Below are 23,441 nucleotides of genomic sequence, written 5' to 3'. Positions count from 1 at the left end.
ACGCGCACAGTCTCGCATTGCCCGCCCCCGAAGTCGCTGAGGCGGGGCGGCTGGACATCATGCTCATCTCAGGGTCCTCTCACCGGAGGTTCAGCACGCTACGGGCCATGGATACAGCCACCCGTCCCCGAGCGTTGACGCGCACCGCCAACAAAGTCCCGGAGATCACCGTGTTCTTCTGGGTGATCAAGATCCTGTGCACGACGGTCGGCGAGAGCTTCGCCGACTACATCAATGCCACGCTCGGGTTCGGCCTGAGCAACACGACACTGGTCTTCTCCGCAGCGCTGGTCGTGGTCCTGGTCGTGCAGTTCCGGGCGACCAGGTACATCCCCGTCGTCTACTGGCTCGCCGTCGTGCTGATCAGCGTGGTCGGCACCCTGCTCACCGACAACCTCACCGACGGGCAGGGCGTCCCGCTGTGGATCAGCACCGTCGTCTTCGCGGTCGCGTTGGCCGTGGTCTTCGCGATCTGGTGGGCACGGGAGCGGACGCTGTCGATCCACACCATCGTCACCCCCTCGCGTGAGGGCTTCTACTGGCTCACCGTCCTGGTCACCTTCGCCCTCGGCACGGCCGCCGGCGACTGGACGATGGACCTCACCGGCTGGGGCCCCGGCGCCGCCGTACTCCTGCCTGTGGCGCTGATCGCCGCCGTGGTCGCTGCGTGGCGCTTCGGTGCCGGGCCGGTGCTCTGCTTCTGGTTGGCCTACATCCTGACCCGGCCCCTGGGCGCGAACATCGGGGACTACCTCGCCTCCGGTTCCGCCGACGGCGGTCTCGGCCTGGGCACCCTGGTCACCAGCGTCGTCTTCCTGGCCGCGATCGGCGCGACGGTCGCCTACCTCACGGTCTCGAAGGTCGACCGCACCTCGGCGTCCGCCCTGGACGCCGCCTGACAGAGCGCTCCGATGGGCTGCTCGCGAGCCGGGTCGGCGTCCGGTGGCACTTTCAAGCGGCCATGATCGCGGGCGCCGCTCTGGCCGGGTGCGCGGGTGCGGGAAAGTGACCGCACGGTCGACTTTTCACCCGCGCACCCCGCACCGGTGCAGGAAAGTGACCGCACGGTCGACTTCCCACCCGCGCACCCCGCACCGGTGCAGGAAAGTGGCCGTACGGCCGACAACCCACCGGAGACCTCACGCGAGAGCGCGACCTGGCAGCAGCGTCACCTTCGAGGCCGCCTGAAACCACCGCGTGCGCGGACAGCTGACGACGGTTCACGCCGGGCAGGCGTCAGCCCCTGCCGCTCCCGAGGCCCAGCACCATCGCGATCCCCAGGGCGCTGCGGGGGTCGTAGCCGGTCCGCCACAGTCCGCCGTGCACCGCCCGCACCGCTTCCTCCTGCCACGGCGAGGGCTGCGGCGCCGGGTCGGCGTAGAGGTCGTGCACCAGCAGAGCGGCCATCAGGGTCGCGCTGGTCGACGGCGCGAAGACGGTCACACCGAACCGGTGCGATCCGGCGTACGCCGAGGCGAGCAGCCTGTTCTTCAGCACCGAGCGGGTGCGGGTGGGCGGTGCCACGTTCATCGAGACCGGCACACCCTCGGCCCGCGCCGCGATCGCCCGCCAGCGGTGGATCCGTTTGGCGAGAAGGTAGTTCGGCCCCTGTTGAGGCACGACACTGTCGTTGATGCCCGGGTCCTCGTCGGGCGCGTAGTTGCGCTGCAGCAGGCGGCCACCCGACACCGCGCGGCCGATCGGACGTAGTCGACGCAGCGGGGTGCGCCGCTCGTACGCCGCCGTGGACGCCTCGACCGCATCCCGCGGCACCACGAAGATGTCGGTCGGAGTCGCGAGCCACGCCATCGACAACTCACCGCGGCTGCGCTGCAGGTGCGAGCTCAGCGCGTCGGCCGCGGCGGCCAACCGCAGGTTCACGGCGCCGTCGGCGTAGAGGTAGTTGCCGAGCACGAGGTGACCCGACTGGCGAGCGATCCAGTCCGTCACCTGGGGTAGATCGTGGAGCAGGTCGGCCCCCATGACCTCACCGGCGGCCGTGTCCGCGACCGGATAGGTGAGCGTGCCGGCGGAGTCCGTCGCCCAGGTGAGCACCTCGCGCCACAACTCCGGTCGTGGCAGATCCATGGCGGCGACGTGTCCGCCCCAGCGCAGCAGCGACCGCAGCGGCCCCATCTCCGAGGCGGCGCCCAGGGCGACGAGGGTCTTGCCGGGCATGGCGAGCCACTCCGGATGGTCGAGGACCTCACCGACCGCCTGCTCGGCTCCCGGCTCGAGCACCCCGGCGGCGGTCCACCTGCGCAACAGGTCGCGCAATTCCCCGCCGCCCAGCCGGCGTCCGTCGTACGGCAACGTGAACTCTGTCTCCGGCGCGGCGCCGCCGACGACGGTCTGCGAGCGCAACGGGGTGGCCGGGCGGACGCTGCCCAGCAGATCGGTGAGCGCCACCTCGCCGTCGTCGGTGGTCGCCCTCATCCGGCGCTGCACCGACACCAGGCCGTCGCGGGCCATGCCGACGGCGGCGTCCGGGCTCGGGATGCCCGCCTCGATGAGACGGTGGAAGTGCGTGAGGTAGCCGCGTCGCCAATTGGTCTCGCGAGCGACGGCGGTCGCGCCGACCGGGTCGGCGCCGCGCAGGGCGTCGCCGACGACCGCCCGGCCGAACGCGGACGTGCTGCGCGCGCCGTCGATCTCGGGTATGACGATCCCGGTCCCGACGCTCATCACAGGTCCTCATCGTCGGTGGCGGCGGTGCGCAACAGATAGGCGACCGTGCGCCCCAGCTCGTGTGCCACGTCGAGGGCACGCACCGGGCCGCCGGGGTTGGCCCGGTCGGCGGCGACGCCGTGCACCAGCGCAGCCAGGCTCCCGGCGTCGAGCGGCGACAGGCCCGCCGCGAGCAGGGTCCCGGCGAGACCTCCGAGCACATCGCCCGACCCCGCGGTGGCGAGCCAGTTCGGCCCATCCGCCTGGCTGCGGATCGGCAGTCCCGAGGCGCCCGGCGGCACGACCACGGTGACACTGCCCTTGAGCAGCACCGTCACGTCCAGGTGGTCCGCGACGGCCTGCGCGACCTGCACCGGCGCGCGGCGTACGGCGTCGTCGGCCAACTCACCGTCGTCGCCGACGTGGCCGTCGACGGTCAGGTGCAGCCGCCGCGCCAGGCGCAGCAGCTCTCCGGCGTGCGGGGTGAGCAGGGTCGGTGCGCTGCGGCGTTCCTGCAGCAGGTCCAGTCCGCCGGCGTCCAACAGCAGCGGCAGGTCGGAGGCGATGGCGTCCCGCGCCGCGGACAGCTGCTCCTGCGAGGCGTCCGAGAGGTCCATGCCCGACCCGATCGCCCACGCCTGCACCCGTCCGACGCCGAAGACGGTCTCGGGGACCACCTGCCGCAGCAACCCCGTCGGAGCGTCCGGCCCGACGTACCGCACCATCCCTGCTCCCGCGGTGACCGCCGCCGTCACCGACATCACGGCCGCCCCCGTGTAATGCTCGCCGCCCGCGATGCTGCCGAGCACGCCGCGGGAGTACTTGTCGTCGTCCGGGCCGGGCACGGGCCACAGCTCCCCGGCATCCTGGTAGGTCAGCCGCTCGGCGGTCGGAGCGTCCGGCTCGGCGACACCGATGTCGAGCACGGTGAGCAGGCCGCACGCGGCCTGGGTCGCGGGCAGCAGGTGCACCGGCTTGAGCAGGCTGAAGGTGACCGTCTCGTCGACGGTGAGCCGGTCGGAGCCGACCAGGCCCGCGGGGTCGCACCCCGACGGCAGATCGACCGCCATCAGGTACGCGCCGTCCCCGATCAGTTCCTGCAGCCCGGCCAGGTGCCCGGGCAGGCCGGGTCGACCCCCGATGCCGAGGATCCCGTCGATGACGAGATCGGCGTCCGCGAGCGCGTCCCGGACGGGGCCGGCGATCTCGCCCTCGCACCACTCCAGAGCGACGGCGCCGGCCGCGACGGCCGCCCGCAGGCCGCCCTCGTGCACCCTGCTCGCCACCTGCACGAGGGCCACGTTGTGTCCGAGCCGCGCCAGATGAGCGGCCGCGTAGAGCGCATCGCCGCCGTTGTCACCGGCGCCCGCGAGCACGACGACGCGGACCCCGTCGCCGAGCCGGATCTCGGCCACCTGCGCCAGGCCCTCGGCGGCGCGGGCCATGAGCGCCCCGTCGGCCAGGCGCTGCCGGACGGCGTCCTCGGCGGCGCGTACGTCGTGCACGGAGTAGGCGCGGATCATGGTGCCCTTCCTTACTTCTCGGCGACGACCATCGCGGTGGCGAGGCCGCCGTCGTGGGAGATTGAGAGGTGCGTGGCGCGGACGCCGAGCTCGTCGGCGCGTTGCTGCAGGGTGCCGGCGAGCACCCACGAGGGCGCACCGGCGTCGTCCACGATGACCACGGCGTCCACCCAGCGCAACCACCCGGGCGCGCCGAAGGCCTTCGCCAGGGCCTCCTTGGCGGCGAACCGGCCGGCCAGCGAGTGCATCGGCAGGTCACGTTCGGACGGCGCGAACAGCCGGGCCAGCAGCGCGGGGGTCGACTCCATGGCGCGGGCGAACCGGGCGATCTCCACCACGTCCACACCGACGCCGACGATCACGCGGTCGCGCTCACTCGACCGTGACGGACTTCGCGAGGTTCCGCGGCTGGTCGACGTCCAGCCCCTTCGCGGTCGACAGCTCCAGGGCGAAGACCTGCAGCGGCACCACCGTCAGCAGGGGTTGCAGCATGGGGCTCGTGCGCGGCACCCGGATGACCTCGTCGGCGAAGGGCACGACGGCCTCGTCGCCGTCCTGGGCGATGACCAGCGTGCGGGCTCCGCGGGCGCGGATCTCCTGGATGTTGGAGACGACCTTGCCGTGCAGGCCGTAGGGCGTGTCCGGGCCGGGCACAACCACGAAGACGGGCTGGCCGGGCTCGATGAGCGCGATCGGCCCGTGCTTGAGCTCACCGGCAGCGAACCCCTCCGCGTGGATGTACGCCAGCTCCTTCAGCTTCAGCGCGCCCTCCATCGCGACCGGGAAGCCGACCTGGCGGCCGAGGAAGAGCACCGAGCGGGTGTCGGCCATGAAGTAGGCGATCTCGCGCACCCGCCCCAGGCGGCCGAGCAGCTCCTCGATCTTGGCGGGCACCTCGTGCAGCTCGGCGAGCACGTCACGCGCGCTGTCGGCGTACGTGTCGCCCTTCAGCTGCGCGAGGTAGAGGCCCAGCACGTAACAGGCGGTGATCTGCGCCAGGAACGCCTTCGTGGAGGCGACCGCGATCTCGGGCCCCGCGTGTGTGTAGAGGACGGCGTCGGATTCCCGCGGGATCGTCGAGCCGTGCGTGTTGCAGATGGAGATGGTGAGGGCGCCGAGGTCACGGGCGTGCTTGACCGCCATCGCGGTGTCCATCGTCTCGCCCGACTGGCTGATCGAGACCACCAGCGTGCGTTCGCTGACGATCGGGTCGCAGTAGCGGAACTCGTGGGCCAGGGCGACCTCGACGGGGATGCGCGACCAGTGCTCGATCGCGTACTTGGCCACCATCCCGGCGTACGCCGCGGTGCCGCAGGCCACGATCGTGACCCGGTCGATGTCGCGCAGCTTCTCCTCCGGGATCCGCAACTCGTCCAGCACCAGCCGACCGGACTCGTCCGTGCGGCCCAGCAGGGTGTCGCGGACGGCGTGCGGCTGGTCGTGGATCTCCTTCTCCATGAAGGTGTCGTAACCGCCCTTCTCGGCGGCAGCGGCGTCCCAGGAGACGTGGAATGCCTTGCCCTGCGCGGGTTCTCCGTCGAATCCGATGACGGAGACGGAGTCGGGGGTGATGGTGACGATCTGGTCCTGCTCCAGCTCCAGCGCGTCGCGGGTGTGTCCGATGAACGCCGCGACGTCGGAGCCGAGGAAGTTCTCACCGTCCCCGATGCCCACCACCAACGGGCTGTTGCGCCGCGCTCCGACGACGACGCCGGGGTGGTCGGCGTGCACCGCCAGCAGCGTGAACGCGCCCTCGAGCTTCTCGACCACTGCACGCATCGTGGAGGTGAGGTCACCGTCGTACGACGCGTCCAGCAGTTGGGCGACGACCTCGGTGTCGGTCTCGCTGTCGAAGTGGACGCCCTGATCCTGCAACCCGGTCTTGAGCGGGTGGAAGTTCTCGATGATGCCGTTGTGGATCAGTGCGAGCTTGCCGGCGGAGCCGCCGCGGTGCGGGTGGGCGTTCTCGTCGGTGGGTCCGCCGTGGGTGGCCCAGCGGGTGTGTCCGATCGCGGTCCGGGACGGCGGCAGCGGCTCCTCGGCGATGAGCCCGGTGAGGTTGGCGAGCTTGCCCGACTTCTTGCGCACGTCCACGCGGGCGCCCGCGCCGTCGCCGTCCACGAGCGCCACGCCCGCCGAGTCGTACCCGCGGTATTCGAGGCGCCCGAGGCCCTCCATGACCACCTCGAGCGCTCTTGCGTCGTCGGACCTGCCGACATATCCGACGATTCCACACATGGACTCCAGCCTATGGCCCGCGCACCCAGCGGCCCGGCAGAGGCCTTCCGGAGCCCGCTCCGGCGTGTCCTGCGGGTGGCCGCCGCCCCGGGCCGGCCGACGAACCGGTAAGAATGACGCCGTGTCGCGCAGCGCTGGGGTCTTCACCCCGTACGTCGAGCTGGACCGCGCCGCCTGGTCGCGCCTGCGGGACGCCTCCCCCATGAGCCTCGATGGCTCGGATCTGCGACGGCTGCGCGGCACCGGTGACCGGATCGATCTGCAGGAGGTCGAGGAGGTCTACCTGCCGCTCTCCCGGCTGCTCAACTTCTACGTCGACGCCACCAAGGGCCTGCACCGGGTGACCGGCCGCTTCCTCGGCGAGCAGCAGGCCAAGGTGCCGTTCGTGATCGGGGTCGGCGGATCGGTCGCGGTGGGCAAGTCCACCACCGCGCGAGTGCTGCGGGAGCTGCTGGCGCGCTGGCCCGGCACGCCCCGTGTGGACCTGGTCACCACTGACGGTTTCCTCTTCCCCAACGCCGAGCTCGAACGGCGAGGACTGCTGGCGCGCAAGGGCTTTCCCGAGTCGTACGACCGGCGCTCGTTGGTCCGGTTCGTCGCCGACGTGAAGTCCGGCGCCGGCGAGGTCACCGCGCCGGTCTACTCCCACCTGACCTACGACATCGTTCCAGGCGAGCAGATCACCGTGCACCGACCCGACGTGCTGATCATCGAGGGCCTCAACGTCCTCGCGGCCCCGGACCCGCAGGCCGGCCGCGGCAACAGCCTGGCCCTGTCGGACTTCTTCGACTTCTCGGTCTACGTCGACGCCCGTGAGGAGGACATCCGCACCTGGTACGTCGACCGCTTCCTCGCGCTGCGTGCCACCGCGTTCGCCGACCCCGCGTCGTACTTCCACCGTTACGCCGCGCTCAGCGATGAGGAGGCCACGGCCCGGGCTCGTCAGATCTGGGCCGACATCAACGGTCCCAACCTCGCCGAGAACGTCCTGCCGACCCGCAGCCGCGCGACCCTGGTGCTCACCAAGGGTGCCGACCACGGCGTACGCCGGGTCCGCCTGCGCAAGCTGTAGCTCCCGCCTCCACAACGGCCCGCGCGGCGCCCTCCCGCAGGAGGGCACACTCCACAACGCTCGCGACGGCCCACGCGGCGCCGTTTCATTGGGTGTCGGGTCACAGGCGGCCTGGAAGAGGAGCGCAGCTCCCGCCGCACGCTCCTAGGCGCAGGTTTTCGGCACCGCGGTCACTTCCCTGCACCCGCGCCGTACGCCGAGGTGGGCTATCGGCACTGCGGTCACTTTCCGACGCTGAGGCGCGCGCGGGAGCGAGAGTCGGATGAGCGGGTCCGTTCCAGGCGCCTGAAGACGGCACCCGAGAGCGCGAACCGGCCGATTCGACGCGCGGCAGGCCCAGAACGCGCGTCAGGCGGGAACGAGCTCAGTCGCGCCGAGCGGTCGCGTGCCCCCCGGCGTCGCGGCCACCGCCGTCGTCGAGTTCGTCGTGCGGCGTGGGTGATGCGGCGGACGAGTCGTCGTCGGCGACGAACATGCCCTCGACCTCGTCGATGTCCATGTCGTCCTCGCGGACGTCGTCGTCCTCGGAGGCGGTACGACGGCGACGCTCGCGGGCCCAGAGGACGAAGAACACCCCGGACGCCAGGGCCAGCACGGCCAGACCGCAGATGATCGCGCCGAAGACGCTGTAGATGATGTGCGACGCGGAGGTCGCCGGCGCACCGTTGTTATCGTCGCCGTCGAAGCTCGGCGCCTGCGACAGCCCCCACTGCGCTCCCCCTACGGCCGCGAGCACCGCGAGGATCACCGCGACGGCCCAATAGGTCCCAGCCACCCAGCGTCTTCCCAGAATCACACGGTCCACGCTACGGCAGCCACCGGTGTCCCACTCACACGAACACACTGAGCAGCAGCACGAAACCGAAGCCGACGACCGAGATCACCGTCTCCATCAGCGACCAGGAGCGCAGCGTCTGCCCCACGCTGAGGCCGAAATACTCCTTGACCAGCCAGAAGCCGGCGTCGTTCACGTGGCTGAAGAAGAGCGACCCGCAGCCGATGGCGAGCACCAGCAGGGACACATGCGTGGTGCTGAGTGGGCCGGCGAGACCGCCGACGATGCCGGCTGCGGTGACCGTCGCCACGGTCGCCGAACCCGTCGCCAGGCGGATCGCGACCGCGACCAGCCAGCCGAGCACCAGCACCGACAGATGCGCGCCGGTCGCCCGGTCGGCGATCACCTTGGCGACCCCGGAGTCGACCAGCAGCTGCTTGAACCCGCCGCCCGCGGCGACGATGAGCATGATCCCGGCAACACCGGCCAAGCCGTCGCCGAGCGTGTCGCTGGTGCGCTGCCGGGACATGCCTGTGCCCCGGCCCAGGGCGACGTACGCGAACGCGACCGCCACGAACAACGCCACACTCGGGGTGCCGATGACGTCGAGCACCGAACGGAGGGCGTTGCCGTCCGCCAGCACGAGGTTGCCCACCGCCGCGGGCAGCATCAGCACCACCGGAGTGAGCACCACGGCGAGCGCCGCACCCGCCCGAGGGGCACGCGCCGTGGACGTCTCGACGTCGTCCGCCGTCCGCGCGCCACCCGCACCGCGTGCCGTCAGGCCCGCCGCGTCCACCGGGACCATCACGTTGACCACCCGCGCGAGCAGCGGGCCGGAGATGACCAGCGTCGGGACGGCGACCAGCAGCCCGAAGAGCAGGGTGTACCCCTGGTCGGCATGCAGGGCGCTGATGGCCGTCTCCGGGCCGGGGTGTGGGGGCACGAGCCCGTGCAGGATCGACAACCCGGCGAGCGCGGGGATGCCGACCAGCATCAACGGCGTCTTCGTGCGCTGGGCGACCAGCACCACGATCGGCACCAGGATCACGACCCCGATCTCGAAGAACATCGGCAACCCGACCAAGGCTGCGATGAGTGCCATTCCCCACGGCAGCGCCCGGGCCGACATCCGCCCGACGACCGACTCCACGACCCGGTCGGCGCCCCCGGAGACCGAGAGCAGCCGGCCGAGCATCGCGCCGAGTGCGATCAGCAGCCCGACCGCACCGGAGGTGGTGCCGAAGCCGTCGGTGAAGCTGGTGATGGCGTCCGAGCCGGGGATCCAGGCCACCAGCGCCAGCACCGCCGACCCGGCGAGCAGCGCCAGGAACGGGTGAAGTCGCACGGCCGCCACGAGCAGGATGACCGTGGCGATACCCGCCAGAGCCGCCAGGATCAGTTGCGGGTGGCCCGCGGACGAGATGGGAGCGTCGGCGACGAGGACGGCAGCACGCATGGCGCCACGCTAGCGACGACGAAGGCCGCACTCACCCGTCGGGGAGTACGGCCTCGTCGTACATCGGGGTGCTGTGCGCCCCGATCGGGATGGATCAGTACCAGTTGGTGGCCTGCGAGTGCGCCCACGCGCCGCACGGCGAACCGTAGGAGCTCTTGATGTAGCCGAGGCCCCACTTGATCTGGGTGGCCGGGTTGGTGCGCCAGTCGGCACCCGCGCTCGCCATCTTGCTGCCGGGGAGCGACTGCGGGATGCCGTACGCGCCGGAGGAGGCGTTGTTCGCGCTGGGGTTCCAGCCGGACTCCTTGTTCCACAGGCTCACCAGGCAGCTCATCTGGCCCGAGTTCCACCCGTAGCTGGAGAGCATGCTCGCGGCGATCGCCTGCGGGTTGCCACCGGAGACCGCCGGCGCGGCGGTGGCAGGCGGCGTCGCCGCCTTCGTCACCGCGGCGGCCTGGCGCGCGGCTGCGGCCCTCTGCGCGGCAGCAGCCTGCTTGGCGGCGGCGATCTTCTTCGCTGCAGCAGCCTGCTTGGCCGCGGCAGCCTTGCGGACGGCGGTGCCCGACTTCTGCGCTGCCGCCTGGTTCGCACGTGCCGCAGCGGCGAGACTCGTCTGCCGGGCCATCGACCGGGACGTCACGCTGCCGCGGGCCGCAGCCGCACGCTTCATCAGCGCGGCCTTCGCGGCCGTGTCCGCGGCGGAGTTCGCGGTGGCCGGTGCCGTCGGCAGGGCCGACCGGGTCAGCGCGTCGGTCTTCGAGGCACCGATCGCGCCACTGGTCGAGGCGTACGCGGTGGCGCTCATCGAAACGGTCGCGATAGCGGCGGAGGTGAGGACCGCGGGACGACGCAGCAGCTGGACGCCGCTGAGTCGGGACGTGCGGTGACGGCCGACGTTGCGTGACATGGAGATGGAACAGCCTTTCGATGGGCGACACTTCGGCATAGAAAAGCGGCCGAGTCGCAGCCGCATCCGGGGCCCGATCCTTGCCGTTTCAACGGCGTTACCGAATCGAGACCAACGGCCACACTGCCGGAAGTACTCCACGCTTGTCCAATCGAGGCCCACCCCTCGTGAGGAGGATCACCACCACCCGCCCCACGAGTCCCACCAGACCCGTAAGACTCCCCACGACACGGGTCAATGGACGAGCCCGGGTGGGGCCGATGGCCTCACCCGGGCTCGTCCGGATCACCAGTGCGCGGGCGTCAGGCGTCGGGCCCTTCCAGCAGGTCGGTCACCAGCGCCGCGATCGGGCTGCGCTCGGACCGGTGCAGGGTGACGTGCCCGAAGAGCGGGTTTCCCTTGAGCTTCTCGATGATCGCCGCGACCCCGTCGTGCCGCCCCACGCGCAAGTTGTCGCGCTGGGCGACGTCGTGGGTGAGGACGACGCGGGAGTTCTGCCCGATCCGGGACAGCACGGTGAGCAGCACGTTGCGCTCCAGGGACTGCGCCTCGTCCACGATCACGAACGCGTCGTGCAGCGACCGACCGCGGATGTGAGTGAGCGGCAGCACCTCGAGCAGTTCACGGTCGAGCACCTCCTCGACGACCTCGCGGGAGACGACCGCGCTGAGGGTGTCGAAGACCGCTTGAGCCCAGGGACCCATCTTCTCGTTCTCACTCCCGGGCAGGTAGCCCAGATCCTGGCCGCCGACGGCGTACAGCGGCCGGAAGACGATCACCTTGCGGTGCTGCCGGCGCTCCATCACGGCCTCGAGCCCGGCGCACAGGGCGAGGGCGGACTTCCCGGTACCCGCGCGCCCTCCCATGCTCATGATGCCGATGTCGGGATCCATCAGCAGGTCCAGGGCGATGCGCTGCTCCGCCGACCGGCCGTGCAGGCCGAACGCGTCACGGTCGCCGCGGACGAGGCGCACACTCTTGTCCGGCATCACCCGTCCGAGCGCACTGCCGCGCGGTCCGAGCAGGACCACACCGGTGTTCGTGGGGAGTTCGGCGGCCTGCACCGAGTGCACCTGGCCCGCGTCGTAGAGCGCGTTCATCTCCTCCGCGTCCAGGTCGACCTCCGCGATGCCGGTCCAGCCGCTGTCGACCGCCAATTCGGCGCGGTACTCCTCGGCGTGCAGTCCGACCGCCGACGCCTTGACCCGCATCGGCAGGTCCTTGCTCACGACCGTCACATCCGCACCCTCGTTGGCGAGGTTGCGCGCCACCGCCAGGATGCGGGTGTCGTTGTCCCCGAGCCGGAAGCCGGCGGGCAGCGACTGCGCGTCCGTGTGGTTGAGCTCCACCCGCAGGCTGCCGCCCTCCCCGATCGGCACCGGCGCGTCGAGCCGGCCGTGCTGCACCCGCAGGTCGTCCAGCATCCGCAGTGCACTGCGCGCGAAGTAGCCGAGTTCCGGGTGGTGGCGTTTGCCCTCCAACTCGGTCACGACCACGACCGGGAGCACGACCTCGTGCTCGTGGAAACGGTTCATCGCGCGCGGATCAGACAGCAGCACCGAGGTGTCGAGGACATAGGTGCGGCGGGTGGGCACAGCTGCAGACGTCATGACCGACTCCTTCGCCGGCACGGCACGGTGGCCGTGGCCGACAACTCGCGGAACGTGGCCGGGACCAGGCCCTTGCGGGAGCCGGTGCCGGCCCCCGATCCGCAGCGGGTTCGCTGCATCTGGTGGGCCTCCCGAACGCGGGGGCTTCGTGCCCTCGTGTCGAGTACGACGCTAGGGCGCCGGACCGCGTGGATGACGCAAGTGGTGGCGTGTCGTGACCTGGATTCATCCAGCGTTAACACGCCGCAGTCACATCCGCCCCACCCGTCACATGAGTCGGCGGTTCAACGCAGGCCGGATCCGCCCGGCGCGGGGATGCGAGCGTGTGGTTCAGGCGCCGAAACGGCGCTCGCGTTCGGCGTACGACCGCAGCGCCCGTAGGAAGTCCACCCGGCGGAAGTCGGGCCAGTACGCCTCGCAGAAGTAGAACTCCGAGTGCGCGCTCTGCCACAGCAGGAAGCCGCCGAGCCGTTGCTCGCCGGAGGTCCGGATCACCAGGTCGGGGTCGGGCTGACCCTTGGTGTAGAGGTGCGCGGAGATGTGCTCGACGTCCAGGATCTGCGCGAGTTCCTCGATCGAGACGCCCTGGGCCGCGTGCTCGTGGAGCATCGACCGCACGGCGTCCGCGATCTCCTGGCGGCCGCCGTACCCGACCGCGATGTTGACGATCAGACCGGTCGCGTCTTGCGTGTGCTCGCCGACCTCCTTCAGCACCTTGCGGGTGCGATCGGGCAGCAGATCCAGCGCGCCGACCGGGTTCAACCGCCAGTGCCCGCGCGCGGCCAGGTCGACGACCACGGCCTCGATGATGGCGAGCAGCGGGGTGAGCTCGGACGCCGGCCGGTTCAGGTTGTCCGTGGACAGCAGCCACAACGTCACGACCTCGACGCCGACCTCCTCGCACCAGGTCAGCAGCGGCTCGATGTTGTCCGCACCCGCCTGGTGACCGGACGCGGTGTCGGTCCCGCGCTGCTTGGCCCACCGCCGGTTGCCGTCAAGCATCACCCCGACGTGCCGCGGCAGGTCGGCGGTCGGCAACGACTTGGCGAGACGACGTTCGTAGAGCCCGTACGCCAGATCGCGCGCACTGCGCATCGCAATCTCTCCCTCGTCGTCGCCCGGTCCGGTCGCTTCGACCTCGCTCGCCCAGGGTAGACCGACGGCCCGGGAGGGCGGCCGCATCGACCGCGGCGATCTCGCGCTACGGGTGCCGCGAAGTTCACCTCGTCGTTGCCGGATGGTGTAGCTGCCGTCACTGCGAAACCACAGGAGAGCCCCCTAGCATGACGAAGGTGATCCAACCCATCAGCAACGCCGTCGAGACGGTGCAGCAGGAGGCCGCCGACCTGGTGCGCCTGGTCAAGCCCCGGCTACGTGGCTGGCTGCACCTCGGGATGGTCCCCCTCACGCTGGCCGCCGCCATCGTGATGATCGTGCTCGCGCCGAGCGGCAAACCGCGCATCGGCGCCATCGTCTTCGGCGTCACCGCCCTGCTGCTCTTCACCACCTCGGCGATCTACCACCGCGGCACCTGGGGCCCTCGCGCGGGCGGACTGCTGAAGCGGATGGACCACTCCAACATCTTCCTGATCATCGCGGGCACCTACACGCCGTTCGCGCTGATGCTGCTGCCTCGCGCACAGGCCACGACGCTGCTGATCATCGTGTGGTCCGGCGCCATCGGCGGTGTCCTCTTCCGGACGCTCTGGGTCAATGCGCCGCGCTGGCTCTACACCCCGATCTACGTGGCGCTGGGCTGGGTGGCCGTCTTCTACTTCGTGCCGATGATGCACTCGGGCGGGGTCGTCGTCGTCACCCTGATCGCCGCTGGCGGTCTGCTCTACACCCTCGGCGCGGTCGTCTACGGCATCAAACGACCCAACCCCTCACCCCGCTGGTTCGGGTTCCACGAGGTCTTCCACGCCTTCACCGTGTTGGCGTTCGCCGCGCACTACACGGCCGCGTCGCTCGCGATCTACGCCCACCCCGGCGTCGCCTGACCCCCTCGGCTCACTCTCGCCGGGGTCGACCGGGCGGACCGCTCGGTCGACCCTTTCCGGCCCCGTCCTGCTGTGCCGTGGGACTCCCGCCGTTCTGCTGCGTCCTGACGTCCGCCTCGTGCTGCATGCGGACGTTCCGCAGGTGCCGGTTCATGCTGCGATAGAGGAACCAGCAGGCCATCGCCAATGCGAACAGAATCAGGAATCCCCAGATCCCCGCCGTGACGTTGGTGGCCTCTTCCTCACCCACGGGCAGGCTCCGGAACGACACGCTCGGTCACGTCGTCGATCAGGAGGTCGGCCGGTGCGTCGCCGGCGAGCGCGTCGGCATCCCGCACCGTGCCCAGTCCCGCGAACAGGTCGTCCTCATCGTCCGGCACGGGCACATAGGAGATCGCCAGATCCCACTCCTCGGTCGGCCAGATGGCGCCCTGCTCCTTCGCCGAGATTGCGAAGAACGACCCGTCCGGGTCGATCTGCGTCGCGTGCGCGAGCAGCGCCCGTTCGCGGACGGGGAAGTAGTGGGCGCACTGCACCCGGGTCGTGACTCGCCCCTCCGGCCGATCCTCCCAGCGCTTCATCCACTCACCGAACGGCGATTCCTTGCCCGCGGCGAGCAACGCCTCGTGCATGGCGAGCATCTTCCCGCGGGAGAAACCGCGGTCGTAATAGAGCTTCAGCGGCTGCCAGGCCGGCCCGGCACCCGGGTACGCGGTCGGGTCACCGGCCGCACGGAACGCGGCCACCGACACCTTGTGACACATGATGTGGTCCGGGTGCGGATATCCGCCGTTCTCGTCGTACGTCGTCATGACGTGCGGTCGGAACGCGCGCACCACCCGGACCAGGGCCTCGGTGGCCACCTCGAGGGACTCCAGCGCGAAACAGCCCGCAGGCAGATCGGGCAGCGGATCGCCCTCCGGCAGACCGGAGTCGACGAAACCGAGCCAGGTGTGCTGCACCCCGAGGATCGCCTGTGCGGCTGCCATCTCGCGGCGGCGTACCTCGGGCATGTCCCGCAGGATCTCCGCGTCGTCCTTCAACCGGGGGTTGAGGATGTCGCCGCGCTCGCCGCCGGTGCAGGACACGACCATCACGTCGTGCCCTTCGGCAACGTAGCGGGCCATGGTCGCCGAGCCCTTGCTGGACTCGTCGTCAGGATGCGCATGCACTGCCATCAGGCGCAGGCTGCCGGTCATCGTCACCTCATCGACGTACCTTCATGAACGTTCGAGTACACCGCCTAGTCTTGCATCCCATGCTGATCCCTCGACCCGCGCCCGGACAGGGCAAGTGGTGGCTCATCGGCACCCTGGGGGTGCTGGTCATGAGCGCCTTCGCCATCTGGTTCGGGATCGCCGCGTCCAGCGGTGTGCAGTGGTCCGATGCGGGCCACGACATCGTGAGCGACACCCGGGTGCAGGTCACCTTCGATGTGATCAACCAGAACGGCAAACCGGTCAGCTGCACCATCGAGGCGCAGGACAACGAGCACTCACAGGTCGGGGTGACCACGGTCGATCTGCCCGCCACCCGCACGGACGTCGTGCGCTACATCCGGACCGTCCGCACGGTCACCCGAGCGGTGACCGGCACCGTCGACAGCTGCCACTACCGCTGAGCGCCGACACCCTGCCGAACCGCGAACGAACGTGACATCCGGCATATGCGGGTTAAACTGGTAGATCGCATCTGGGTCCGGCCCCCGGCGCGCCACGAGGCATCTCGGGCGATCCGGGTCCGGACCAGTTCATTACCTGGGCGGACAGGGCACGTGTCGAGACGGCCTGCCCGGGGGCCGTTCCCGGCCCAGGTACCCACACCACATCATCTGTCGCACAGCAAGGAGAAGGTCCGTGACGAGCACCACTGACGCCAGCTTCCTGACCCAGGAGGCCTACGACCGGCTCAAGGCTGAGTACGACCACCTCACCGGCGAGGGGCGCACCGAGATCTCCCGCCAGATCGAGGAGGCGCGCGAGGAGGGCGACCTCAAGGAGAACGGCGGCTACCACGCCGCGCGCGAGGAGCAGGGCAAGATGGAGCTGCGCATCCGCCAGCTCGATGCGCTGCTGCGCGACGCCGTGGTGGGCGGCCCCTCCGTCAAGGAGGGCACGGTGGCCCCCGGGATGGTCGTGACAGTGCAGATGTTCGGCGAGACCGAGCACTTCCTGCTCGGCAGCCGCGAGATCGTCGGCGACTCCTCCGACCTCGACGTCTACAGCGAGAAGTCCCCGCTCGGGTCGGCGATCAACGGCAAGTCGGTCGGCGAGACCACGTCGTACAACGCGCCCAACGGCAAGAGCATCGAGGTCAAGATCACCGAGGCCACGCCCTACAAATGAGCCCCCGCGCCTGACCGCACGGCAGCAGGCCCGCCTCCCCGGACGGGGAGAGCGGGCCTGCTGCTTGTTCGGGCGGTGGTCCCTACTTGGCGACGGCCCTCTTGTACGTGATCGTGGACAACGGCACGAAGATCGCGAGCAGGACGACCACCCAGATCAGCGTGTAGACGTCGGCGTGCCGCAGCGCCCAGGTGTAGCGGATCGCGTGCAGCTGCTGCGCGTGCGAGCCGGCCACCTTCAGCGCGAACAGGTTGCCGAAGTGGTCGCGGGCCGAGTAGGTGATGGTCGAGACCGGATTCCATCCGGCGATCAGCTTGAGCGGGCCCGGCAGGGCCTCCGCGCTGGTGAAGGTGTTGGCGATGAAGGTCAACGGGAAGATCACCATGAACGAGGCGTTGTTGACGATCTCCGGCGCGCGCACCTTCAGCCCGACGTATGCGAACAGCCAGCTCACGGCGTACGCGAAGAGCAGCAGCATCGCGAAGCCCCACACGGCGTCCAGCACCCCGGTGCGGATCCGCCACCCGATGATCAGACCGGTCACCGACATGACGAGCAGCACGATGACGTTGTTCAGCACGTCGGACAGGGTGCGCCCGAAGAGGACCGCGCCGGGGTGCATCGGGAGCGTCCGGAACCGGTCGATGACACCCTTCTGCATGTCCTCGGCCATGCCGGATCCGGTGATCGTCGCACCGAAGACGAGGGTCTGGGTGAAGATGCCGGCGATGAGGAACTCGCGGTACCCGCCGGCGTTCCCCGGGCCGGCAAGGCTGCCGAAGATGTAGCCGAAGAGCAGCACGAACATGATCGGCTGCAGCGTGGTGAAGACCAGCAGGTCGGGGACCCGTTTGATCTTGATCAGGTTGCGGCGGGCGACGGTCAGCCCGTCGCTGAAGAAGGTGGTCATCGCCGCGCCCCCTCGGTGTCGACGCTGGTCGTGCGCGACTCCTTCTCATCGTCCGCGGCCTCCTCGGCGGCGTGCCCGGTCATCGCCAGGAACGCATCGTCGAGGGTGGGACGCCGGATGCCGATGTCCTGCACCTCGATAGCCGCCTCGTCGAGCCGGCGTACGGCGATCAGCAGGTCGCGGGTGCCGCCGGACACGCCGACGGTGACCCGTCGACTGCGCTCGTCGGACGTGGCGTCTCCCCCGGCGATCGCCGCGAGCAGCTCGGCGGCCTCGCCGACCCGTGCCGGATCGGCGACGGTCACTTCGAGGCGTTCGCCACCGGCCTGCACCTTCAACTCATCCGGGGTGCCTTCGGCAATGACGACGCCGCGGTCGACGACCACGATGTTGTCGGCGAGCCGATCGGCCTCCTCGAGGTACTGCGTGGTGAGCAGGACCGACGTCCCGGCCCGCACGAGCGTGGTGATGACGTCCCACATGTCCCCCCGACTGCGCGGGTCGAGGCCCGTGGTGGGTTCGTCCAGGAAGATCACCGGCGGACGGGCGACGAGCGCACCGGCCAGGTCGAGCCTGCGCCGCATCCCTCCGGAGTAGCCCTTGGCGGGCCGGTCCGCGGCTTCCTCCAGCCGGAAGTCCTTCAACAGCTCCCGGGAACGGGCACGGGCGTCGTTCTTGGACAGGTGGTAGAGCCGGCCGATCATCTCCAGGTTCTCGTACCCGGTGAGGTATTCGTCGACCGCCGCGGACTGCCCGGACACTCCGATGCACCTGCGCACGGCCGCCGGATCCTTGATCACGTCCTGCCCTGCGACGACGGCGTGCCCGGCGTCCGGCCGGATCAACGTCGTCAACATCCGCACCGTGGTGGTCTTGCCCGCGCCGTTCGGCCCCAACACCCCCAGCACCGTGCCCTCGGGCACGTTGAGCGACACCCCGTCGACTGCCTTGACCGCCTTGTAGTGCTTCACCAGCCCCTCGGCGAAGACGGCGTCCCCCATTGCGAAACCTCCTCATCGCGTGACACCCGGCGCGGCCGGGCACTGCCCAGGATCCCTCGGGGGACCGTCACGTGCGGCCATGGTGCCAGGTCGCGGTGACAAGGCAGCTGATCACGCGCAGGTGGATCCCGCCGAGTATGCGAATTCACCCCAGCGCCTGCTCCAGGTCCGCCACCAGGTCCTCCGCGTCCTCGATGCCGACCGACAACCTGATGAGGTCGCCCGGCACCTCGAGCTCGGTGCCGGCGACGCTCGCATGGGTCATCCGTCCAGGATGCTCGATCAGAGATTCGACCCCGCCGAGCGACTCCCCGAGGATCCACAGCTCGGTCCGCCCGATGGCATCGACCGCATGCTGCTCTCCGCCGGCCAGCTGGAAGCTGACCATCCCGCCGAACCGCTTCATCTGCCGGGCCGCCACGTCGTGCCCGGGGTGGGAGTCCAGACCCGGGTAGTAGATGTTGGTGACGTCCTGACGCGACTGCAGCAGCTGCACGATGCGCTCGGCGTTGTCACAGTGCCGCTCCATCCGCAGGGCCAGCGTCTTCAGGCCTCGCAACACCAGCCACGAGTCCATCGGCCCCGAGACGGCGCCCAGGCCGTTCTGGTGGAAGCCGATCCGCTCGGCGGCGTCCTCGAACTCCGGAACGGCGACGTGCTCCGCGACCACGACGGCGCCGCCGACGACGTCACTGTGCCCACCGGCGTACTTGGTGGTGGAGTGGATCACGATGTCCGCACCGAGGCTCAGCGGCTGCTGCAGGTAGGAGGAGGCGAAGGTGTTGTCGACGACCAGCAGGGCGCCCGCCTCGTGGGCGATCGCCGCGATGGCCGCGATGTCGGCGATACCGAGCAGCGGGTTCGTGGGCGTCTCGACCCAGACGAGCTTGGTGACGCCGGGGCGGATCTCGCCGCGGATCGCGTCGGCGTGGGCGACCTTGGCGAGGCTGTAGTCGACCCCCCACGGCTTGACGATCTTGTCCACGAGACGGAACGTGCCGCCGTACGCGTCGGTCGGGATGATCATGTGGTCGCCCGGCCGCAGCAGTCCCCGCAGGATCGCGTCCTCGGCCGCGAGGCCGGAGGCGAACGCGAAGCCGCGGGCCCCGCCCTCCAGCTCGGCGATGCACTGCTCCAGTGCGGTCCGCGTCGGGTTCGCCGAGCGGGAGTACTCATACCCCTCGCGCAGTCCGCCGACGCCGTCCTGCTTGTAGGTCGACGTCTGGTAGATGGCCGGTACGACGGCGCCGGTGCGGGGATCGGGTTCCTGACCCGCGTGGATGGCGCGGGTGGAGAAACCGTGATTCGAAGGGCTCATGTCGGCAAGGCTACGACCGTGCGTGCTGTCAGTCGCCGGGCCGGTACGGGGACAGCACGCAGAACTCGTTGCCCTCGGGATCGGCGAGCACGGCCCACCCCTTGTCACCGTTGCGGCGGTCGTCGGCCAGGGAGGCCCCCAGAGCCAGGATGCGGTCGATCTCCTCGTCACGACTGGTGTCGAGGGGGCGGATGCACAGGTGCATCCGGTTCTTGACCGTCTTGGGCTCGGGCACCTTCAGGAAGAGCAGGAACCGGTCGTCGGGACCGCGCAGCCCGTCCTCCTCGGCGTCGGGGTCCCCGTCGTCCTCGGGGTCGATGACGAAGTCGTCCAGGACCTGCGCCCACCACCGGGTCTGGGTGTAGGGGTCGGCAGCGTCGATGCAGAAGTTGGATGCGCGGGAAGCCATGGCAGCAGGCTGCCAGCCGAGCACCCGCAGGACAACGGGTTACTTCGCCGCCGTCACAGGGCCGAGTTGAGCGCCTGCCAGTCGATGCCGTCCGGCGCTCGCTCGACGATCGTCTGCAGCAGACCCAGACGGGCCGCGCGCAGTCGCTCGTCCGGAGCCATCACCAGCACCTCGTCGAAGAACCGGGTCAGGGGCTGCACCAGCGCGGTCGCGTCCGGAAGCCATGCGGGGATGCCGTCGACGCGGTGGTCCGGCAGGTGCGACACCATGCGCTCGAGATCCACCTCGGCCGGGTCGACCAGCGCGCTCGCGTCGTACGCCGCCGCCGTGCCCGCGGGCACGATGCGGGTGATCCGCTGGACCGCCTCCACCAGCGTCGCCAACGCAGGGTCGGTGCGTGCCCGCTCGATGTCGCGCAGGGCGGCCTGAGCCGTGCCCGGCGACGCGGCGAGAGGGGCCACGGCATCGGCGAGCCTCGCGTCAACGCCCTCGTCGCGCAGCTGCTGCGTCAGCCGGCCGAGAGTGAACTCCTTGGCCGCGGAGACGGATTCGTCGCTGACATCGATCCCCTGCTCACGCAGCCTCGCCGCCGCGGCGGCGAGGCCCGTGTCGACGGTGATCTTCGCCAGCGTGTCGTGCGCGCGCAGGATGCTGATGACACCGAGAGCCGCGCGGCGCAACGCGAACGGGTCGGACGAACCGGTCGGCTTGGCGCCGAGGGCGAACATCGCCGCCAGCAGGTCGAAGCGGTCGGCGAGTGCGAGCATCGCACCGGGGGCGCTGCGGGGCACCTCGCCGCCGGCGCTGCGCGGCTGTTCCATCTCGGCCAGGGCGTCGGCGACGGCCGGGCTCTCGTCGGCACGGAGCGCGTACTCCCGCGCCATGGTGCCGGCCAGGGAGGACAGCTCGATGACCATCTGCGACGCCAGGTCGAACTTGGCCAGCTCGCCCGCGCGGGTGAGCGTCGCCCGGTCGTCGGGGCCGAGCGCGACCTCACCGGCCAGCGCGGCCGCCACGTCGGCGATCCGGTCGGCGCGCTGCGCCACCGAACCCAGCCGGTTCTCGAAGGTGAGCTTGCCGATGCCCGCCCGCAGGTCGGCGAGCGGGGTCTGCAGGTCCGCGTCGTAGAAGAACGCCGCGTCGTCGTACCGCGCGCGCAGTACCTTCTCGTTGCCCTCGCGGACCACGTCGTCGTCGCACACGCCGTTCGCCATGGTGACGAAGAAGGGGCGCAGCGACCCGTCGGCGGCCCGCACCGGCAGGTATCGCTGGTGCTTGCGCATGACCGTGGTCAGGATCTGCTCGGGCAGCTGCAGGTAGCGCTCCTCGAAGCTGCCGAGGATCCCGCGCGGCTGCTCGACCAGGTTGGTGATCTCGTCGACCAGGGCTGCCTCGCCCTCGAAGTCCACGATCCCGCCGACGGTCGCGGCGAGTGCGGACGCCTGGGCGACCACCGAGCGGCGGCGCTCGGCGGCGTCCAGCACGATGCCCCGTTCGGCCAGGATCGGCACGAGCGTCTGAGCATTGTCGATGCGCACCAGGGGGTCGGCGTCCCCGCGCTGGGTGTACGTCGTGCGGCCGGTGCGCAGGCCGGACACCTGCGCCGGCACCAACTGCGCACCCCAGAGCGCGACGACCCAGCGGATGGGACGGCTGTAGGTCAGCTCGGGGTCGGACCAGCGCATGTTGCGATCGGCGCGCAACTCGCCCACCGTCGTGGCGACGAGATCGCCGAGGACGGCCAGCGCGTCGCGGCCCGGCTGGTCGACGCGCACCGCGACGTGTTCGGCACCGTCGAACTCGGCGCGGACGAGGTCGGCCACGTCGACCTTCTGGCCGCGCGCGAAGCCCTGAGCGGCCTTGGTGGGGTTGCCCTCGTCGTCGTACGCGGCGCCGACCTTGGGGCCCTTGCGCAGCGTCTGCGCGTCGGGCTCGTGGGCGGAGACCTCCCGCACATGGGCGACGATCCGGCGCGGGGTGCCGAGCACCGACACCTCGCCGTACGTGAGCCGGCTGGCCGCGAGACCGTCGGTGAGCAGGCCGCGGACCTGCTCGACCGCCTGTCCGACGACGTGCGGCGGCAGCTCCTCCACACCGAGCTCGAACGCGAAATCCTCGGCCGCCGCGTCGGCGGCGACCGCGGTGTCCTCCTGCTCACCCTCGTGGGGCGGCATGACCGCGGCGCCGGGCAGGACCGGTGCGGCGTCGGATTTCAGCAGCGGGTAGTCCAGCTCGGCCCGGCGCTCGACCCACAGGGCCGCGACGTCGCGGGCGAGCGCTCGCATCGTCGAGAACGCCTGCGCGCGTTCGGTCGTCGAGATCGCGCCGCGGGAGTCCAGCACGTTGAAGGCGTGGCTGCTCTTCAGCACATAGGTGTGCGCCGGCACCGGCAGGCGGGCCTCGACCATCCGCCGAGCCTCTGCCGTGTAGCGCTCGAACAGCTCGCGATTGGTCGTCACGTCGGCGTCGTCGAGGTAGTACCTCGACATCTCGAACTCCTGCTGGCCGAACGCCTCGCCGTAGGTGATGCCCGGGGCGTAGAGCATGTCCTTGAAGTGGCTGACGCCCTGCTGGGCCATCATGATCCGCTCGATGCCGTAGGTCAGCTCCACGCTCACCGGGTCGAGGTTCTGACCGCCGACCTGCTGGAAGTAGGTGAACTGGGTGACCTCCATGCCGTCCAGCCATACCTCCCAGCCAAGGCCCCACGCGCCGATCGCCGGCTGGGCCCAGTTGTCCTCCACGAAGCGCACGTCGTGCGCGTGCAGGTCGATGCCGAGCGCGGCCAGGGACTCCAGATAGAGCTCCTGCGGGTTGCCCGGGTCGGGCTTGAGGATGACCTGGAACTGGGTGTGCTGCTGGAGGCGGTTGGGATTCTCGCCGTACCGGCTGTCGTCCGGGCGGACGCTCGGCTCGACGTACGCCACGCGCCACGGCTCGGGTCCGAGCACCCGCAGCAGGGTGGCGGGGTTCATGGTGCCCGCACCCACCTCGGTGTTGAACGGTTGGACCACCATGCAGCCACGGTCGGTCCAGAACTTCTGCAGGGTGAGCAGGGCGTCTTGCACGGTCAGCACGTGCGCAAGGCTATCGACGGGCGGCGACGCCGCCGAATCGGTTCGCGTCGACGTGGGGGTTCTCTGCGGAAGGTTTACGCGGCCCCGGTCGTTGTAGGGGGCATGATCTTCGGTTTTGGACGAGTTGGCA

General features: G+C 70.4%; 20 protein-coding genes. 5 read left to right on the top strand and 15 right to left on the bottom strand.

The window, feature by feature from the left end; all coding sequences use genetic code 11:
- The first annotated feature begins 107 nt into the window (after positions 1-107).
- Entirely contained in the window at positions 108-899 is a 792-nt protein-coding gene (locus tag J4030_RS03525) for a hypothetical protein (protein ID WP_208047831.1), read from the top strand.
- A 337-nt stretch (positions 900-1,236) separates the two neighbouring features.
- Here J4030_RS03525 and J4030_RS03520 read toward each other — a convergent pair whose 3' ends face one another.
- Genes J4030_RS03520 through glmS form a run of 4 tightly spaced genes read right to left on the bottom strand, consistent with a single transcriptional unit; the run spans position 1,237 to position 6,428 of the window.
- Entirely contained in the window at positions 1,237-2,685 is a 1,449-nt protein-coding gene (locus J4030_RS03520; RefSeq protein ID WP_208047830.1) for a hypothetical protein, read from the bottom strand.
- A complete protein-coding gene (locus J4030_RS03515) occupies positions 2,685-4,190 on the bottom strand; it encodes a bifunctional ADP-dependent NAD(P)H-hydrate dehydratase/NAD(P)H-hydrate epimerase (protein WP_208047829.1) in 1,506 nt (501 codons plus the stop codon). The genes J4030_RS03520 and J4030_RS03515 overlap by 1 nt, the downstream gene beginning before the upstream one ends.
- A gap of 11 nt (positions 4,191-4,201) precedes the next feature.
- Positions 4,202-4,552, bottom strand: a complete 351-nt coding sequence (locus J4030_RS03510) for a holo-ACP synthase (protein ID WP_208047828.1) — start codon at positions 4,550-4,552, stop codon at positions 4,202-4,204.
- Positions 4,553-4,562: 10 nt separating this feature from the next.
- A complete protein-coding gene (gene glmS, locus J4030_RS03505; RefSeq protein WP_208047827.1) occupies positions 4,563-6,428 on the bottom strand; it encodes a glutamine--fructose-6-phosphate transaminase (isomerizing) in 1,866 nt (621 codons plus the stop codon).
- Between the two features lie 121 nt (positions 6,429-6,549).
- On the opposite strand from glmS, the gene coaA reads away from it, so the two are divergent.
- The gene (gene coaA, locus J4030_RS03500) at positions 6,550-7,500 is read left to right on the top strand and encodes a type I pantothenate kinase (protein ID WP_307864541.1); all 951 of its coding nucleotides are present in this window, start codon (positions 6,550-6,552) and stop codon (positions 7,498-7,500) included.
- A 364-nt stretch (positions 7,501-7,864) separates the two neighbouring features.
- Here the strand turns inward: coaA and J4030_RS03495 are convergent, their stop codons facing one another.
- From J4030_RS03495 to J4030_RS03475, 5 genes are all read right to left on the bottom strand, one after another.
- The gene (locus J4030_RS03495) at positions 7,865-8,275 is read right to left on the bottom strand and encodes a hypothetical protein (protein ID WP_208047825.1); all 411 of its coding nucleotides are present in this window, start codon (positions 8,273-8,275) and stop codon (positions 7,865-7,867) included.
- 55 nt (positions 8,276-8,330) lie between these two features.
- The gene (locus J4030_RS03490; protein WP_208047824.1) at positions 8,331-9,734 is read right to left on the bottom strand and encodes a GntP family permease; all 1,404 of its coding nucleotides are present in this window, start codon (positions 9,732-9,734) and stop codon (positions 8,331-8,333) included.
- A gap of 94 nt (positions 9,735-9,828) precedes the next feature.
- Positions 9,829-10,641 (bottom strand): hypothetical protein, encoded by an 813-nt coding sequence (locus J4030_RS03485; protein WP_208047823.1) that lies wholly within the window; start codon positions 10,639-10,641, stop codon positions 9,829-9,831.
- 302 nt (positions 10,642-10,943) lie between these two features.
- On the bottom strand, positions 10,944-12,251 hold the full coding sequence (locus tag J4030_RS03480; protein WP_208047822.1) for a PhoH family protein: 1,308 nt from the start codon (positions 12,249-12,251) through the stop codon (positions 10,944-10,946).
- A gap of 330 nt (positions 12,252-12,581) precedes the next feature.
- Positions 12,582-13,346, bottom strand: a complete 765-nt coding sequence (locus J4030_RS03475) for an isoprenyl transferase (RefSeq protein WP_208047821.1) — start codon at positions 13,344-13,346, stop codon at positions 12,582-12,584.
- A gap of 188 nt (positions 13,347-13,534) precedes the next feature.
- Here J4030_RS03475 and J4030_RS03470 point away from each other — a divergent pair, with 188 nt between their 5' ends.
- Positions 13,535-14,251 carry a hemolysin III family protein gene (locus J4030_RS03470; protein ID WP_208047820.1) on the top strand — a complete coding sequence of 239 codons (717 nt, stop codon included), beginning with the start codon at positions 13,535-13,537 and terminating at the stop codon, positions 14,249-14,251.
- 242 nt (positions 14,252-14,493) lie between these two features.
- On the opposite strand, the gene mca is transcribed toward J4030_RS03470, so the two are convergent.
- Positions 14,494-15,450 carry a mycothiol conjugate amidase Mca gene (gene mca, locus J4030_RS03465; protein WP_208047819.1) on the bottom strand — a complete coding sequence of 319 codons (957 nt, stop codon included), beginning with the start codon at positions 15,448-15,450 and terminating at the stop codon, positions 14,494-14,496.
- Positions 15,451-15,509: 59 nt separating this feature from the next.
- On the opposite strand from mca, the gene J4030_RS03460 reads away from it, so the two are divergent.
- Together J4030_RS03460 and greA are read left to right on the top strand one after the other, a co-directional pair.
- Positions 15,510-15,872 (top strand): DUF4307 domain-containing protein, encoded by a 363-nt coding sequence (locus tag J4030_RS03460; protein ID WP_208047818.1) that lies wholly within the window; start codon positions 15,510-15,512, stop codon positions 15,870-15,872.
- Between the two features lie 235 nt (positions 15,873-16,107).
- On the top strand, positions 16,108-16,596 hold the full coding sequence (greA, locus tag J4030_RS03455; RefSeq protein ID WP_208047817.1) for a transcription elongation factor GreA: 489 nt from the start codon (positions 16,108-16,110) through the stop codon (positions 16,594-16,596).
- A gap of 82 nt (positions 16,597-16,678) precedes the next feature.
- Here the strand turns inward: greA and J4030_RS03450 are convergent, their stop codons facing one another.
- The 5 genes from J4030_RS03450 to J4030_RS03430 form a co-directional block, all read right to left on the bottom strand.
- Positions 16,679-17,506, bottom strand: a complete 828-nt coding sequence (locus J4030_RS03450) for an ABC transporter permease (protein WP_208047816.1) — start codon at positions 17,504-17,506, stop codon at positions 16,679-16,681.
- On the bottom strand, positions 17,503-18,507 hold the full coding sequence (locus J4030_RS03445; protein ID WP_208047815.1) for an ATP-binding cassette domain-containing protein: 1,005 nt from the start codon (positions 18,505-18,507) through the stop codon (positions 17,503-17,505). The genes J4030_RS03450 and J4030_RS03445 overlap by 4 nt, the downstream gene beginning before the upstream one ends.
- A gap of 145 nt (positions 18,508-18,652) precedes the next feature.
- Complete coding sequence (locus J4030_RS03440) at positions 18,653-19,825, bottom strand: cystathionine gamma-synthase (RefSeq protein WP_208047814.1); 1,173 nt, start codon at positions 19,823-19,825, stop codon at positions 18,653-18,655.
- A gap of 28 nt (positions 19,826-19,853) precedes the next feature.
- Positions 19,854-20,234, bottom strand: coding sequence for a VOC family protein (locus tag J4030_RS03435; protein ID WP_208047813.1), 381 nt, complete (start codon positions 20,232-20,234; stop codon positions 19,854-19,856).
- Between the two features lie 53 nt (positions 20,235-20,287).
- Positions 20,288-23,311, bottom strand: coding sequence for a glycine--tRNA ligase (locus tag J4030_RS03430; RefSeq protein WP_307864540.1), 3,024 nt, complete (start codon positions 23,309-23,311; stop codon positions 20,288-20,290).
- Between the last annotated feature and the right edge of the window lie 130 nt (positions 23,312-23,441).

Source organism: Allobranchiibius sp. CTAmp26 (assembly GCF_017565405.1).
Taxonomy (GTDB): Bacteria; Actinomycetota; Actinomycetes; order Actinomycetales; family Dermatophilaceae; genus Allobranchiibius.
Note: the sequence above shows the minus strand (reverse complement) of the source record. Positions and strands in the feature narration are given on the sequence as shown.